Source organism: Pseudomonas sp. PL-6, from assembly GCF_054110165.1.
The window spans coordinates 523557-540118 of record NZ_CM134189.1 but is presented as its reverse complement, the minus strand read 5'-3'; the positions used below and the strand labels follow the sequence as shown (position 1 = coordinate 540118).

General features: G+C 67.3%; 11 protein-coding genes. 8 read left to right on the top strand and 3 right to left on the bottom strand.

Annotated features, from left to right (window positions below):
• Positions 1 to 152: 152 nt before the first annotated feature.
• The 8 genes from ACW9UL_RS02415 (at position 153) to ACW9UL_RS02380 (ending at position 12999) form a co-directional block, all read left to right on the top strand.
• A complete protein-coding gene (locus tag ACW9UL_RS02415; RefSeq protein WP_457788731.1) occupies positions 153 to 1955 on the top strand; it encodes an acyl-CoA dehydrogenase in 1803 nt (600 codons plus the stop codon).
• Between the two features lie 181 nt (positions 1956 to 2136).
• On the top strand, positions 2137 to 3882 hold the full coding sequence (locus ACW9UL_RS02410; RefSeq protein ID WP_457788730.1) for a potassium/proton antiporter: 1746 nt from the start codon (positions 2137 to 2139) through the stop codon (positions 3880 to 3882).
• A gap of 148 nt (positions 3883 to 4030) precedes the next feature.
• On the top strand, positions 4031 to 7378 hold the full coding sequence (gene mscK / locus ACW9UL_RS02405; protein WP_457788729.1) for a mechanosensitive channel MscK: 3348 nt from the start codon (positions 4031 to 4033) through the stop codon (positions 7376 to 7378).
• Positions 7379 to 7396: 18 nt separating this feature from the next.
• Positions 7397 to 8860, top strand: coding sequence for a protein adenylyltransferase SelO (selO, locus tag ACW9UL_RS02400; protein ID WP_457788728.1), 1464 nt, complete (start codon positions 7397 to 7399; stop codon positions 8858 to 8860).
• 345 nt (positions 8861 to 9205) lie between these two features.
• Complete coding sequence (locus tag ACW9UL_RS02395; protein WP_021442193.1) at positions 9206 to 10996, top strand: SLC13 family permease; 1791 nt, start codon at positions 9206 to 9208, stop codon at positions 10994 to 10996.
• A 58-nt stretch (positions 10997 to 11054) separates the two neighbouring features.
• The gene (gene trxC / locus ACW9UL_RS02390) at positions 11055 to 11489 is read left to right on the top strand and encodes a thioredoxin TrxC (RefSeq protein ID WP_457788727.1); all 435 of its coding nucleotides are present in this window, start codon (positions 11055 to 11057) and stop codon (positions 11487 to 11489) included.
• Positions 11490 to 11670: 181 nt separating this feature from the next.
• On the top strand, positions 11671 to 12114 hold the full coding sequence (locus tag ACW9UL_RS02385) for a YiiD C-terminal domain-containing protein (RefSeq protein ID WP_457788726.1): 444 nt from the start codon (positions 11671 to 11673) through the stop codon (positions 12112 to 12114).
• Between the two features lie 87 nt (positions 12115 to 12201).
• Positions 12202 to 12999, top strand: a complete 798-nt coding sequence (locus ACW9UL_RS02380) for a universal stress protein (RefSeq protein WP_021442234.1) — start codon at positions 12202 to 12204, stop codon at positions 12997 to 12999.
• 46 nt (positions 13000 to 13045) lie between these two features.
• On the opposite strand, the gene ACW9UL_RS02375 is transcribed toward ACW9UL_RS02380, so the two are convergent.
• The 3 genes from ACW9UL_RS02375 to ACW9UL_RS02365 all read right to left on the bottom strand — a co-directional run bounded on the left by ACW9UL_RS02375 (position 13046) and on the right by ACW9UL_RS02365 (position 16535).
• Positions 13046 to 13816: a ParA family protein gene (locus ACW9UL_RS02375; protein ID WP_021442235.1), complete on the bottom strand. Its 771-nt coding sequence runs from the start codon at positions 13814 to 13816 to the stop codon at positions 13046 to 13048.
• A gap of 113 nt (positions 13817 to 13929) precedes the next feature.
• A complete protein-coding gene (gene hemE, locus ACW9UL_RS02370; RefSeq protein WP_457788725.1) occupies positions 13930 to 14997 on the bottom strand; it encodes a uroporphyrinogen decarboxylase in 1068 nt (355 codons plus the stop codon).
• Between the two features lie 119 nt (positions 14998 to 15116).
• Entirely contained in the window at positions 15117 to 16535 is a 1419-nt protein-coding gene (locus ACW9UL_RS02365; protein ID WP_457788724.1) for a glutamate synthase small subunit GltD family protein, read from the bottom strand.
• Between the last annotated feature and the right edge of the window lie 27 nt (positions 16536 to 16562).

Below are 16562 nucleotides of genomic sequence, written 5' to 3'. Positions count from 1 at the left end.
CGCAGGTCGGGTTCGACCCGCCACTTCGGCAATAGCGGATTGCACCCGCCCTACCCGCGTGCGCCAACGAGCGATTATCACGGCCGATGATGATGCTGGGCAGCCAGGCAACTGGCTGCCTAGACTCGATCGATCATCTGGAGGCCCGTTCCATGTCCGAGACCCTACTCAGCTCCCGTAACCTGGCGTTCGAACTCTACGAGGTGCTCGACGCCGAAGCCCTGACCCAGCGCGAACGCTTCGCCGAGCACAACCGCGAGACCTTCGACGCCGCGATCGCCACCGCACGCAGCATCGCCGAGGAGCTGTTCGCCCCGCACAACCGCAAGAGCGACGAGCACGAGCCGCAATACGTCGACGGCGCAGCGGTGCTGATCCCCGAGGTCGAACCGGCCCTGCGTGCCTTCCACGAGGCGGGCTTCCTCAACGCCACCCGCGACTTCGAGCATGGCGGCATGCAACTGCCCAACCTGCTGTCGCAGGCCTGCTTCGCCCACTTCCAGGCGGCCAACGCGGCCACCGCGTCCTATTCGATGCTGACCATGGGCGTGGCCAACCTGATCGAGGCCTTCGGCAGCGACGAGCAGAAGGCCCGCTTTCTGCAGCCGATCATCGACGGCCGCTGCTTCGGCACCATGGCGCTGACCGAGCCGCATGCCGGCTCGTCGCTGTCGGATATCCGCAGCAAGGCCGAGCCGCACGCCGACGGCAGCTACCGCATCAAGGGCAACAAGATCTTCATCTCCGGCGGCGACCAGCCGATCTCCGAGAACATCGTGCACATGGTGCTGGCCAAGCTGCCGGACGCACCGCCCGGGGTGAAGGGCATCAGCCTGTTTATCGTGCCCAAGTTCCTGGTCAACGACGACGGCAGCCTGGGCGCGCGCAACGACGTCACCCTGGCCGGCCTGTTCCACAAGATGGGCTGGCGCGGCACCACCTCCACCGCGCTGAACTTCGGCGACAACGGCGAGTGCGTCGGCTACCTAGTCGGCCAGCCGCACCAGGGCCTTTCCTACATGTTCCAGATGATGAACGAGGCGCGCATCGGCGTCGGCATGGGCGCGATCATGCTCGGCTACGCCGGTTACCTCTATTCGCTGGACTACGCCCGCAACCGCCCGCAGGGCCGCCAGCCGGACGGCAAGGACCCGAGCAGCCCGCAGGTGGCCATCGTCGAGCACACCGACGTGCGGCGCATGCTGCTGGCGCAGAAGGCCTACGTCGAAGGCGCCTTCGACCTCGGCCTGTATGCCGCGCGCCTGTTCGACGACACCCACACCCTGGCGACCGCCGAGCAGCGCAAGACCGCCCTGGAGCTGCTCGACCTGCTCACCCCCATCGTCAAGTCCTGGCCCTCGGAGTTCTGCCTCAAGGCCAACGAACTGGCGATCCAGATCCTCGGCGGCCACGGCTACACCCGCGAATACCCGGTGGAACAGTACTACCGCGACAACCGTCTCAACCCCATCCACGAGGGCACCCACGGCATCCAGTCGCTCGACCTGCTCGGGCGCAAGGTGGCGATGAACGGCGGCGCCGCGCTCAAGCAGCTGCTCCAACTGATCCACGGCACCTGCCAGCGCGCCGCCGAGTACGACTCGCTCACCGCCCTGCGCCAGCCGCTGGAGCAACTGCTGGCGCGCCTGCAGACGGTGACCCTGGCCCTGCTCGGCGACCTGATGGCCGGCCAGGTCAACCAGGGCCTGGCCAACTCGGCGCTGTACCTCAAGGTGTTCGGCCACGCGGTGATCGGCTGGCGCTGGCTGGAGCAGGCGATCCGCGCCGAGCAGGGCCTGGCCAAGGGCGCTGCCGGCGACGCCGACTTCTATCGGGGCAAGCTGCAGGCCGCGCGCTACTTCCTGACCTGGGAAGTGCCGGGCTGCCACCACGAGCTGGCCATCCTCGAGGCGCGCGACGATACCTGTCTGGGCATGCGCGACGCCTGGTTCTAAGGCTTAGCGCCTGGTGGGTTACGCGGCGCTCGACCGCCGCGGCAAACCGCTTTGCTCTCCTGCGTCGCTAACCCACCCTAGCCGCGGCGTTTTTTTTGACAGCGGGGCGAAGGCAACGGTTAGAATCCCTGGCACGCGCCATGCATGACGGCGCATTCACCACTAGGCCAGGAGTACGCCGTTGGACGCCAGCGCCATCAACAATCTGTTCTTGATCGGCGCCCTGCTGGTGGCGGCCAGCATCCTGGTCAGTGCCTTCGGCACCCGTTTCGGCATCCCCATCCTGGTGATCTTCCTCGCCGTCGGCATGCTCGCCGGCGTCGACGGCCCCGGCGGCATCGTCTTCGACAACTATCCGCTGGCCTACCTGGTGGGCAACCTGGCGCTGGCCGTGATCCTCCTCGACGGCGGCATGCGCACCCGCGTGTCCAGCTTCCGCGTGGCGCTGTGGCCGTCGCTGTCGCTGGCCACCCTAGGGGTGATAATCACCGCCGGGCTGACCGGCCTGGCCGCCGCCTGGCTGTTCGACCTGAGCCTGCTGGAGGGCCTGCTGATCGGCGCCATCGTCGGCTCCACCGACGCCGCGGCGGTGTTCTCCCTGCTCGGCGGCCGCGGCCTCAACGAACGGGTCAGCTCGACCCTGGAGATCGAATCCGGCAGCAACGACCCGATGGCGGTGTTTCTCACCGTCACCCTGATCGCCATGCTCGCCAGCGGCCAGACCGGTTTCAGCTGGAACCTGCCGCTCCAGCTGCTGCAGCAATTCGGCCTCGGCACCCTGCTCGGCCTCGGCGGCGGCTGGCTGCTGCTCAAGCTGATCAACCGCATGGAGCTGGCCAGCGGCCTGTACCCGCTGCTGGTGGTCAGCGGCGGCCTGATCATCTTCGCCATCACCACCGCGGTGGGCGGCAGCGGCATCCTCGCCATCTACCTGTGCGGCCTGCTGCTGGGCAACCGGCCGATCCGCTCGCGCCACGGCATCCTGCACATGCTCGACGGCCTCACCTGGCTGGCGCAGATCGCCATGTTCCTGGTCCTCGGCATGCTGGTCACCCCCCACGAGCTGCTGCCCATCGCCCTGCCGGCGCTGGGCCTGGCGCTGTGGATGATCCTGTTCGCCCGGCCGCTGTCGGTGTTCCTCGGCCTGCTGCCGTTCCCGGCCTTCCACGACCGTGAGAAGGTGTTCATCGCCTGGGTTGGCCTGCGCGGCGCGGTGCCGATCATCCTCGCGGTGTTCCCGCTGATGGCCGGATTGCCCAACGCCCAGCTGTTCTTCAACGTGGCCTTCTTCATCGTCCTGGTCTCGCTGCTGCTGCAGGGCACCAGCCTGCCGCTGGCCGCCAAGCTGATGCGCGTCACCGTACCGCCGGAGCCGGCACCGGTGTCGCGCGCCGGCCTGGAGGTGCACCCCACCAGCCAATGGGAGCTGTTCGTCTACCGCCTCGGCGCGGAAAAATGGTGCATCGGCGCCACCCTGCGCGAGCTGAACATGCCTGACGGCACGCGCATCGCCGCGCTGTTCCGCGGCCGCGAGCTGCTCCACCCGTCCGGCAGTACGCGCCTGGAGGCCGGCGACCTGCTTTGCGTGATCGGCCACGAGGCCGACCTGCCGGCGCTCGGCAAGCTGTTCAGCCAGGCGCCCAAGCGCGGCCAGGACCTGCGCTTCTTCGGCGACTTCGTGCTCGAAGGCGACGCCGAACTGGGCGCGGTGGCCGCGCTCTACGGCCTCAAGCTGGAAGGCGCCGAAGGCCAATTGCACCTGGGCCGCTTTATCGCGCACAAGGTGGGCGGCGAACCGATCGTCGGCGACCAGGTGGAATGGCAGGGCCTGACCTGGACGGTGGCGGCGATGGAAGGGAACAAGGTGCGCAAGGTCGGCGTCAAATTTCCCGAAGGCAGCCGCCCGGGCCCCGGGCTGTTCCTGTAACACGCTCGTCGCGCCAGCGCCGCAGCCGCGACCGCGCCGGACTCTGCTAGCATCGCAACTGCGCCGGCCCTTGCCGCGAGGGCCGGCGCGGCGGCGCCTGCGGCGGCCGTCCTACACTGTCATCGTCCATTCAGCAGATCCCACGACCATGCCCCTGTTGCGCCTCCCGTTCGTCGCCGCCCTGCTCGCCCTGTGCCTGAGCATTCCCCCGGTTCTCGCCCAGGAGCCGCCCAAGGCCGAGAGTGTGCAGCAGAGCCTCGACAGCCTGGCCGAGCGCAAGCTGCCGGAAGCCGAGCAACTGGCGCTCAAGCAGACCCTGGAGCAGACCCTGCGCCTGCTCAAGGAGCGCGAGGCCAGCGAGCAGCGCCTGGCCGACCTGCGCACCCAGCTGGAAAACGCCCCGCGGCTGATCGCCGAGGCCCAGCGCGAACTCGCCCAGCTCAAGGCCAGCAAGCCGGCGCCGCTGGCCGAGCGCCACGCACGCACCGACCTGGCGCAGCTGGAGCAGCTGCTCGGCGAGCGCTCCAGCCAGCTCAGCGAGTGGAACAAGGCGATCATCGAGGCCAACAGCCTGGTGATCACCGCGCAGACCCGCCCCGAGCGCGCCCAGGCCGAGATCAGCCAGAACCAGGCGCGCAGCCAGCAGATCAACGACAGCCTGAAGAGCGACCGCGACAGCGGCAAACCGCTGAGCGCCGAACGCCGCGACCAGCTCACCGCAGAACTGGCCCTGCTCACCGCGCAGACCCAGCTGCGCCGCCAGGAGCTGGCCGGCAACAGCCTGCTGCAGGATCTGGGCAACGCCCAGCGCGAGCTGCTCGAGGAGCGCATCAAGCGCGCCGAGCAGGAACGTCTGGAGCTGCAGAGCCTGATCAACGAAAGGCGCCGCGCCGAATCCGAGCAGACCGTCGCCGAGCAGTCGCGCGAGGCCGAGCGCGCCGGGTCGGACAAGCTGCTGGCGCGCGAGAGCACGCGCAACCTCAAGCTCTCCGACTACCTGCTGCGCGCCACCGAGCGCCTCAACCAGCTCACCGAGCAGAACCTGCAGACCCGCCAGCAGCTGGATAACCTGGCGCAGGCCGACCAGGCCCTCGACGAGCAGATCGGCGTGCTGCAGGGCAGCCTGCTGCTGTCGAAGATCCTCTACCAGCAGAAGCAGGCGCTGCCCAGCCTGGAGCTGGAAGACAGCCGCCTGGCCGACGAGATCGCCGATATCCGCCTGTACCAGTTCGAGCTGGGCAAGCAGCGCGAGGAAATCAGCAACCCCGAGGCCTATATCGACCAGTTGCTCGCCGGCCAGCCCGCCGAAGAGGTCACCGCCGAACTGCGCGCCACCCTGCGCGAGCAACTGAGCACGCGGCGCGAGCTGCTCGACCGGCTCAACCGCGAGCTCAACGCCCTGCTCAACGAGTCGATCACCCTGCAGCTCAGCCAGAAGGAGCTGCACAGCACCGCCAGCAGCCTGCGCGCCACCATCGATGAGCAGATGTTCTGGATTCCCAGCAACAAGCCGCTCGACCTCGAATGGCTGAAAAGCGCGCCGCGGCACCTGCAGCAGCAACTGGAAAGCCTGCCCTGGGGCGTGGCGCTGAAGGAGCTGGGCGCCGCCCTGCTGGAGCGACCGCTGGTGTTCCTGCCGCTGCTGCTGCTCTGCGCACTGATCCTCTGGCGCCGCCAGTACCTGTTCGCCAAGCTCGGCGGCCTGCACGACGACATCGGCCACTACCAGCGCGACAGCCAGCTGCACACGCCGCTGGCGTTGGCCCTGAACCTGGCCCTGGCACTGCCCGGCGCGCTGTTCCTCGCCCTGTGCGGCTACGCCCTGCTGATGGACGCGCGCGGGCAGAACCTCTATCTCGGCGCCGCGCTGTACGAGATGGCCCAGGCCTGGCTGGTGTTCTACACCCTCTACCGCATCCTCTCGCCGAACGGCGTGGCCGTGCTGCACTTCCACTGGCCGCCGGCCAACGTCGCCTTTTCCCGCCACCATATCCGCAGCCTGGGCCTGGTGGTGATGGCGCTGGTCGCCGTGACCAGCATCGCCGAGCACCAACCGGCCAGCCTGGCCGACGACGTGATCGGCATCGGCGTGGTGCTGACCTGCTACGCGCTGATGGCCTGGCTGCTGTTCCGCCTGCTGCTGAAGATGCCGTTGCGGGAGAACACCTCGGCCCTGCGCTCGAGCGTCGGCCTGTTGTTCAGCCTGCTGCCGCTGGCACTGATCGTCGCCGTGGCGTTCGGCTACTACTACACCGCACTGAAGCTCACCGACCGCCTGATCGACACCCTCTACCTGCTGATCCTCTGGTTGGTGCTGGAGGCCACCTTCATCCGCGGCCTCAGCGTCGCCGCCCGGCGCCTGGCCTACCAGCGCGCCCTGAGCAAGCGCCAGGCGCAGAGCAAGGACGGCAGCGAGGGCGAGACGGTGGTCGAGGAGCCGACCCTGGACATCGAGCAGGTCAACCAGCAGTCGCTGCGGTTGATCCGCCTGGCCCTGCTCGGCGCTTTCCTGGTCTGCCTGTACTGGGTCTGGGCCGAACTGATCGGCGTGTTCACCTACCTCGACACCGTGACCCTCTACGAATACAGCAGCGGCAGCGGCGATGCCGCCACCCTGGTGCCGATCAGCCTGATGGACGTGCTCGGCGCCCTGGTCATAGTCGCCATCACCGTGGCCCTGGCGCGCAACCTGCCCGGCCTGCTCGAGGTGTTGGTGCTGTCGCGCCTGAAGCTGGCGCAGGGCAGCGCCTACGCCACCACCACCCTGCTGTCCTACGTGCTGGTCGGTATCGGCATCGTCACCACCCTGTCCACCCTCGGCGTCAGCTGGGACAAGCTGCAGTGGCTGGTGGCAGCGCTGTCGGTGGGCCTGGGCTTCGGCCTGCAGGAGATCTTCGCCAACTTCATCTCCGGTCTGATCATCCTGTTCGAGCGCCCGGTGCGCATCGGCGACGTGGTGACCATCGGCAACCTGTCCGGCACGGTGAGCAAGATCCGCATCCGCGCCACCACCATCACCGATTTCGACCACAAGGAAATCATCGTGCCGAACAAGACCTTCATCACCGGCCAGTTGATCAACTGGTCGTTGAGCGACACGGTCACCCGCGTCACCATCAAGGTCGGCGTCGGCTACGGTTCGGACCTCGACCTGGTGCGCAAGCTGCTGCTGCAGGCCGCCCAGGAGAACGCGCGGGTGCTCAAGGAGCCGGCGCCGCTGGTGTACTTCCTCAACTTCGGCGAAAGCACCCTGGATCACGAGCTGCGCATCCACGTGCGCGACCTCGGCGACCGCAACCCGGCCACCGACGAGATCAACCGCTTCATCGACCGCGAATTCCCCAAGCACGGCATCAACATCGCCTTCCGCCAGGTCGAGGTGTATGTGAAGAATCTCGAGCGCGGCGAACACCAACTCGAACAGAAGGACCTGATCAAGGCCGCCGCAGCCGGTGCGGCCAACGTGCAGACGCCGCCCCCGCCGGCGGCGACCTGAGCCATGGCGGAGTACGCGGTGAAACGCCTCGACCAGCTGAGCTTCGACAACCGCTTCGCCCGTCTCGGCGACGCCTTCTCCACCGAGGTGCTGCCCGAGCCCATCGAGCAGCCGCGCCTGGTGGTGGCCAGCGCCGCGGCCATGGCCCTGCTCGACCTGGCGCCGGAGGAGGCGCAGCGCGCGGAGTTCGCCGAACTGTTCGCCGGACACAAGCTATGGAGCGAGGCCGAGCCGCGCGCCATGGTCTACGCCGGGCACCAGTTCGGCGGCTACACCCCACGCCTGGGCGACGGCCGCGGCCTGCTGCTGGGCGAGGTGGTCAACGCCGCCGGCGAACACTGGGACCTGCACCTCAAGGGCGCCGGGCAGACCCCCTACTCGCGCATGGGCGACGGCCGCGCGGTACTGCGCTCGTCGATCCGCGAGTTCCTCGCCAGCGAACACCTGCACGCCCTCGGCATCCCCAGCTCGCGGGCGCTGTGCGTCACCGCCTCGGAAACCCCGGTGTGGCGCGAGCGTCAGGAGCGCGCCGCCATGCTGCTGCGCCTGGCGCCCAGCCACGTGCGCTTCGGCCACTTCGAGTACTTCTATTACACCCGCCAGCACGAGCAACTGAAGATCCTCGGCGAGCATGTGCTGGCCTATCATTTCCCCGCCTGCCTGACGCAGGACGAACCCTGGCTGGCGATGTTCCGCGAGGTGCTGGAGCGCACCGCCGGCATGATCGCCCGCTGGCAGGCCTACGGTTTCTGCCACGGGGTGATGAACACCGACAACATGTCGATCCTCGGCATCACCTTCGACTACGGGCCCTACGCCTTCCTCGACGACTTCGACGCCGGGCACATCTGCAACCATTCCGACGACACCGGTCGCTACAGCTTCAGCAACCAGGTGCCCATCGCCCACTGGAACCTGGCGGCGCTGGCCCAGGCACTGACGCCCATGGTCGAAGTGGACAAGCTGCGCGCAACCCTGGAGCTGTTCCTGCCGCTGTACCAGGCCCACTACCTCGACCTGATGCGTCGCCGCCTGGGCCTGCAGGGCGCCGAGGACGGCGACGAGGAACTGGTGCAGCGCCTGCTGCAGCTGATGCAGCAGGGCAAGGCGAGCGACTACACGCTGTTCTTCCGCCGGCTCGGCGAACAGGCGCCCTTCGATGCGTTGCAGGTGGTGCGCGAGGACTTCGTCGACCTGGCCGGCTTCGACGCCTGGGGCCGCGACTACCTGGCCCGCTGCGCCCGCGAGGGGAGCGAGCAGGCCGAACGCCAGGCGCGCATGCACGCGGTCAATCCGCGCTACATCCTGCGCAACTACCTGGCGCAGCAGGCCATCGAGGCGGCCGAGGCCGGCGACTATGGCCCGGTGCGCGAGCTGCACGCGGTGCTGGCGCGGCCCTTCGACGAGCAGCCGGGGATGGAGCGCTACGCCCAGCGCCCGCCGGACTGGGGCAAGCATCTGCAGATCAGCTGCTCGTCCTAGGTTGGCTTGAGCCGGCACTCGACAGGGAGCGCCCCCGGCTATGCGTAGGCTTCGTCACGCTTATGTTGGGCTTCGTCGCAGGCTCCTCAACCCAACCTACGAGCGTGCGGCGAAGCCCAACGGCGGTATCGCGGAGCGGAGCGCGGCGCGCTGCTGCGGCTCGGCCCGGCTCATACCGGGGCGGCGACGTGCTCCTCCGTGCCCTTATCCAATAAATCGAAAAGGCATATAAACCTTCTCAAACATTCTTAGACTATCTAAGCGAAGCCCACTATCGTGGCGACCTTGTGCGGCCGCCCAGCGCGGGCCCGATACCTCACACGAGATTCGACGCTAAGGATTTTCATGCCCTGGGACTCCCTGCCCCTGCTGTTCGTCGGCGCCCTGCTGATCTGGGTGCTGTATGCCTTCGTGCGCGAGAAATGGAGCCCGGACATAGTCGCCGCCATCGCCGTGGCGGCGCTGCTGGTCAGCCAGCTGCTGACCCCGGGCGAGGTGCTCAGCGTGCTGTCGAACTCGGCGCCGGTGACCATCGCCTGCATGTTCGTGCTGTCCGCCGCGCTGGAGCGCACCGGCTGCATCGACGCCCTGGGCAACTGGCTGGGCGAGCTGGTGGGCACCAGCCCGATCCGCGTGCTCACCGGCCTGACCGTCACCGCCCTGGTGATCTCCGCCTGCCTCAACAACACCCCGGTGGTGGCCATCCTCACCCCGGTGGCCATCGCCCTGGCGCGGCGCGCCGGCACCCTGCCGTCGAAGCTGCTGATTCCGCTGTCCTACGCCACCATCCTCGGCGGCACCCTGACCATGATCGGCACCTCGACCAACATCCTGGTCGACGGCGTGGCGCGCAAGGCCGGCCTGGAGCCCTTCGGCATCTTCGAGATCACCGGCGCCGGGCTGATCCTGGCCGCGGTCGGCATGCTCTACCTGCTGACCGTCGGCCACCGCCTGCTGCCCGATCGCGAAACCCTGTCCAAGCAGCTGCGCCCGGACCTGGACCGCACCTTCATGACCGAGCTGCTGGTGCCGCACGACTCGCCGATGATCGGCAAGACCCTGCACGAGGCCAACCTCAACGGCGGCAGCGGCCTGCAGGTGCTCAAGCTGTTCCGCGAGGAGCAGGAACTCACCGAGCCGGGCGGGGGCACCCTGCTGGCCAGCGGTGACCGCCTGGTGCTGCACGGTCAGGTCAAGGACGTGGTCGAGCTGCGCGAGAGCGGCCACCTGTCGTTCAACCGCGGCGACGCCTTCGAGACCATCAGCAGCCACGACGTGATCCTCGCCGAGGCCATAGTCGGGCGTAACTCGCGCTACAGTCACCGGCCGATGCGCGATCTCGACCTTACCGCGCGCTACGGTATCGCCGTGCTCGCCGTGCACCGCCAGGACGAGAACGTGCAGGGCAACCTCGACGAGTTCGAGCTGCAGTTCGGCGACGTGATGCTGGTCGAGGGCACCCCGGCGCAGATCAAGCGCTTCGCCGACAACGGCGAGCTGATCAGCCTCAACGCGGTGCAGGAACGCGCCTTCCGCCGCGACAAGGCGCCGATCGCCATCGGCGCCACCCTGGCGGTGATGCTGCTGGCCGCCTTCGGCCTGATGCCCATCGAGGGCCTGGCGATCATCGGCGCGGTGAGCGTGCTGGCGACCCGCTGCCTGGACGTGGAAGACGCCTACAAGGCGGTGGACTGGAAGATCCTCAGCCTGATCTTCGGCATGCTGGCCATCAGCATCGCCATGGACAAGGTCGGCCTGGTCAGCCTGCTGGTGCAGAACGTCATGGGCTGGCTGCCCTGGGCCGGGCCGCTGCTGATGCTGAGCTTCATCTACCTGTTCACCTCGATCCTCACCGAGCTGCTGTCAAACAACGCCGTGGCGGTGCTGGTGACCCCCATCGCCATCGGCATGGCCCAGCACCTGGGCGTCGACCCGCGTGCCTTCGTGGTGGCGGTGATGTTCGCCGCCAGCGCCAGCTTCGCCACGCCCATCGGCTACCAGACCAACACCTTCGTCTACAACGCCGGCGGCTACCGCTTCACCGACTTCATGCGCATCGGCATCCCGCTCAACCTGATTCTCTGGGTGGTGGCCAGCTTCGTTATCCCGCTGTTCTGGCCGCTGACGCCGGTGTGACTTGATATCGAGCGGCGGCGGCTCCATCTAGCGGACATGTCCCACGGAGCTCGCTGTCATGTCCGATCCCCTGCTGATTCCCTGCCCGCACTGCAACGGCCTCAACCGCATCCCCGCCGCGCGCCTGGGCGACGCCCCGCGCTGCGGGCGCTGCAAAGCCGAGCTGCTGCCGGCCGCGCCCATCGAACTGACGCAAAGCAACTTCGCCGGCCAGCTCAAGGGCGAGCTGCCGCTGTTGGTGGACGTCTGGGCCGCCTGGTGCGGGCCCTGCCAGGCCTTCGCGCCGACCTTCGCCCTGGCCGCCAGCCAGCTGCAGGGCCGCTGCCGCCTGGGCAAGCTGGACAGCGAGGGCAACCCGCAGCTGGCCGGGCAACTGGGCATCCGCTCGATTCCCAGCCTGCTGCTGTTCAAGGACGGCGTGGAGGTGGCGCGGCAGAGCGGCGCCCTGCCGCTGCCGCAGCTGCTGAGCTGGCTGCGCCAGCAGGGCATCTGAGCGACTCCCCCGGGTTTCACCCAGGCGACCGAGCCGCAGGTTAGCGCGTAGCCCTGATGCCATCCCTGAGCGATCACTGACAGGGCCTGAGCGGTTCGGTCAGTCCGCCGGGGCGCTGCGGTCAATTGCACGGGCCGCACCAAGCCTTAGTCTGGGCAGACCCTCGCCAAGGAGTCGCACCATGCCCCTGTCCGTGGAACTCGCCCGCCAGCTCACCGAACAGCAGATCGCCTTCGTCCAGCGCAGCGGCCTCAAGGCCGAGGTGCTCGAACCCGGCTTCGTGCGCCTGCGAATGCCGCTGGCCGGCAACCAGAACCATATCGGCAGCATGTACGCCGGTGCGCTGTTCACCCTGGCGGAGATTCCCGGCGGCGCGCTGTTTCTCACCAGCTTCGACGCCGAGCGCTTCTACCCACTGGTCAAGGAGATGAACCTGAGATTCCGGCGCCCGGCCAGCGGTGACATCCGGGTCGAGGCGCGCCTGAGCGCAGCCGAGATCGCCCGCCTGGAGGACGAGGCCGGACGCCTGGGCAAGGCCGAGTACCAGCTCGACCTGCAGCTGACCGACGGCGCCGGCGAGGTGGTCGCCGAGAGTCGCGGGCATTACCAATTGCGGTTACGCTGAGCCTCGACCTTGCCATAAGTCAAAAGAACGGCTAATTGAACAGGCACAATAAAATTGCCGACTGGTATCGGCAGGAGAGCCGTCGCCATGTTCCATCACATTCTTATCGCCCACGACCTGCGCGACACCGCCGACATGGCCCTGTGCCGCGCCACCCAACTCGCCCGCCAGCACGGTGCCCGCCTGACCCTGCTGCACGTGCTCGACCCCAGCCAGAGCAGCGAGCAGCATGAGAAGGCGCGCCAGGCGCTGGACCGCAGCCTGACCCAGTACGCCCCACCCGGCAGCGAGCTGCGCATGCTCAGCGGCAAGCCCTCGGAGGTGGTGCTGCAGGAGGTGCAGGACAGTGGCTGCGACCTGCTGGTGCTCGGCGGCCACCACCAGCGCCACGACTTCTTCTCCGGCACCAGCCTGGATCGCATCGCCCGTCGTTGTACGGTGCCGCTGCTGCTGGTGGCGCGCAACGACTTCGCCCCCTACCGGCACGCCCTGGCCGCCATCGACTTCTCCCTGTGCGCCTGCAGCGCCCTCGGCCAGGCCTATCGCCTGCTGCCGGGCGACGCCGAGCTGCACGCCCTGCATGTGTTCGAGCCGGACAAGGGCACGCCCAAGGAGGTGCAGCTGCAACTGCAGACCCAGCAGGGGCTGATCGACCAACTGCTGCAGGACGAGGCGCAGAACCTGCCGCCCGGCGGCCCGACGCTGACTCATGAGGTGATCCAGGGCGGCATCCTGCGCTGCCTGCAGGAGCAGATCAAAACCCGCCGCAGCGAGCTGCTGGTGCTCGGCAGCCACGGCCGCAGCGCGCTGTCCCAGGCCCTGCTCGGCAGCCTGGCGCAGCATTTTTTGCACAAGGCGCCGTGCGACGTATTTGTGGTGCGTTAAGGCCAGCGACAAACGAAAAAGGCGCCTCCAGGCGCCTTTTTCATTCTCAACCGGCGTTGAGCAGGTCGTGTAGTTCGACGAACTGCTGGGTCAGCTTGTGCCGCGCATCCAGATGGATCAGCGGTGTGCACACCTGGTGCGATTCGCGCATCTTCACCGAGCTCATCAGGTTCACCGGCAGCACCGGCAGGCCCTCGGCGATCAGCTCGTCGAGCAGCTGCTGCGGCAGGGTCGCGCGCGGCTGGAACTGGTTGACCACTATGCCCTCCACCTCCAGGCCGTCGTTGTGGTCGTCCTTGAGCTCCTCGATCTCAGCCAGCAGGCCGTACAGGGCATTGCGCGAGAAGCTGTCGCAATCGAAGGGGATCAGCACGCGATCGGCCGCGATCAGCGCGGAAACCGTGTAGAAATTCAGCGCCGGCGGGGTGTCCAGGTAGATCTGGTCGTAGTCCTCGGCCAGCTCGTCGAGCAGTTTGCGCAGCTTGTTGATCTTGTGCTTCTGCTCCAGCTTGGGCTGCAGCTCGGCCAGCTCGGCGGTGGCGGTGACCACGTGCAGGTTGTCGAACGGCGTCTCGTAGATGTCCACCTTGCCCTTCTTGGCGAAGGGACCGCTGGCCAGGGTCTGCTTGAAGAAGTCGGCGATGCCCATGGGAATGTCCTCGCCGGTCAGGCCGGTGAGGTAATGGGTCGAATTGGCCTGGCTGTCGAGGTCGATCAGCAGGGTGCGATAGCCCTGAGACGCGCTGACCGCCGCCAGGTTGCAGGCGATGCTGGACTTGCCCACGCCGCCTTTCTGGTTGAACACCACACGCCGCATCTCACACCTCCCTGAGCCTCAGATGGCCTTGGATTCTATGCAAAGCCCGTGACAAGCGCGAGGAGCTTGCCCGGCCGATAGCAAAGAGGCCGCTTGCGCGGCCCCTGTTCTGCTCACTGGTGGTACTGCGCCGACAGCTCGTGCACCGCCTCGAAGAAGGCGCCGGCATGGGCCGGGTCGACCTCCGGGGTGATGCCGTGGCCGAGGTTGAACACATGGCCGCTGCCCTGCCCATAGGCGGCGAGGATGCGCGCCACCTCGGCACGGATCGCCGCCGGGTTGGCGTACAGCACGCTCGGATCCATATTGCCCTGCAGCGCCACCTTGGCGCCGACGCGGGCGCGGGCGCTGCCGATATCGCAGGTCCAGTCCAGGCCCAGGGCCTCGGCGCCGCTATCGGCCATGGATTCCAGCCACAGGCCGCCGCCCTTGGTGAACAGGATCACCGGCACCCGGCGGCCGTCGTGTTCGCGGATCAGGCCGTCGACTATCTTCCGCATATAGGCCAGGGAGAATTCCTGGTAGGCCGCCGCCGACAGCGAACCGCCCCAGGAATCGAAGATCTGCACCGCCTGGGCGCCGGCCTTGATCTGCCCGTTGAGGTAGGCGGTGACCGCCTGGGCCAGCTTGTCGAGCAGCGCGTGCATGGCCTGCGGGTTGTCGTAGAGCATGGCCTTGGACTTGCGAAAATCCTTGCTGGAGCCGCCCTCGACCATATAGGTCGCCAGGGTCCAGGGGCTGCCGGAGAAGCCGATCAACGGCACGCGGCCGTTCAGTTCGCGACGGATGGTGCGCACCGCGTCCATCACGTAGCCCAGGTCCTGTTCGGCATCCGGTACCGGCAGCGCCTCGATATCGGCCAGACTGCCGATCACCTTCTTGAACCGCGGACCCTCGCCGGTCTCGAAGTACAGGCCCTGGCCCATGGCGTCGGGGATGGTGAGGATGTCGGAGAAGAGGATCGCCGCGTCCAGCTGCGGGTAGCGGTCCAGCGGCTGGATGGTGACTTCGCAGGCCAGCTCCGGGTTCTTCATCAGGTTGACGAAGTTGCCCGCCTTGGCGCGGGTGGCGCGGTATTCCGGCAGGTAACGACCGGCCTGACGCATCATCCACACCGGGGTGACGTCCACGGGTTGCTTGAGCAGGGCGCGAAGGAAGCGATCGTTCTTCAGGGCGGTCATGGCAGAGTCCTAGAAAAAAGTGCGGGCATTTTCGCAGAGCGCAAAACAAAAGGCACGGCGAGCGCCGTGCCTTTTGTCCATCGGGTCAATTTGTCGCGGGCAGCCCGCGGCGAAATCGATCAGACGCCCAGATAGTCGAGGATACCTTCGGCAGCATTGCGGCCTTCGAAGATCGCCGTCACCACCAGGTCGGAACCGCGCACCATGTCGCCGCCGGCGAAGATCTTCGGGTTGCTGGTCTGGTGCTTGAACTGGTTCTGCTCCGGCGCCACCACGCGGCCCTGGCTGTCGGTGCGGATGTCGAACTGCTCGAACCAGGGCGCTGGGCTCGGACGGAAACCGAAAGCGATCAGCACAGCCTCGGCCGGGATGATCTCCTCGGAGCCCGGGATCGGCTCGGGGCTGCGGCGACCGCGGGCATCCGGCTCGCCGAGACGGGTCTCGACCACCTTGACGCCTTCGACCTTGTCCTCGCCCACAATCGCAATAGGCTGGCGGTTGAACAGGAACTTCACGCCCTCTTCCTTGGCGTTCTTCACTTCCTTGCGCGAGCCCGGCATGTTCTCTTCGTCGCGGCGATAGGCGCAGGTCACTGCCTTGGCGCCCTGACGGATGGAGGTGCGGTTGCAGTCCATCGCGGTGTCGCCACCGCCCAGTACCACCACGCGCTTGCCCTTCATGTCGACGAAGTCTTCCGGCGACTTCTCGAAGCCCAGGTTGCGGTTGACGTTGGCGATCAGGAAGTCCAGCGCGTCGTGCACGCCCGGCAGGTCTTCGCCGGGGAAGCCGCCCTTCATGTAGGTGTAGGTGCCCATGCCCATGAACACGGCATCGTACTCATCCAGCAGCTGCTGCATGGTCACGTCCTTGCCGATCTCGGTATTCAGGCGGAACTCGATGCCCATGCCGCTGAACACTTCGCGGCGGCGGCTGAGCACGGTCTTCTCCAGCTTGAATTCGGGGATGCCGAAGGTCAGCAGGCCACCGATCTCCGGGTTCTTGTCGAACACCACCGGGGTCACGCCATTACGCACCAGCACGTCGGCGCAGCCCAGGCCGGCAGGTCCCGCGCCGATCACCGCGACGCGCTTGCCGGTCGGCTTGACCTTGGACATGTCCGGGCGCCAGCCCATGGCAAACGCCGTGTCGGTGATGTACTTCTCCACCGAACCGATGGTCACCGCGCCGAAGCCGTCGTTGAGGGTACAGGCGCCCTCGCACAGGCGATCCTGCGGGCACACGCGGCCGCAAACTTCCGGCAGGGTGTTGGTCTGGTGCGAGAGCTCGGCGGCGGCGAGGATGTTGCCCTCGGACACCAGCTTGAGCCAGTTGGGAATGAAGTTGTGCACCGGGCACTTCCATTCGCAGTACGGGTTGCCGCAGCCCAGGCAGCGGTGCGCCTGGTCGGCGGCCTGCGCCGGCTTGAAGTTGTCGTAGATCTCGACGAATTCCTTCTTGCGCTGACGCAGCAGTTTCTTCTTCGGGTCTTTGCGCCCGACTTCGATGAACTGGAAGTCGTTATTCAGACGTTCAGTCATTGCATTACCTCATCAAACCACTTCAGG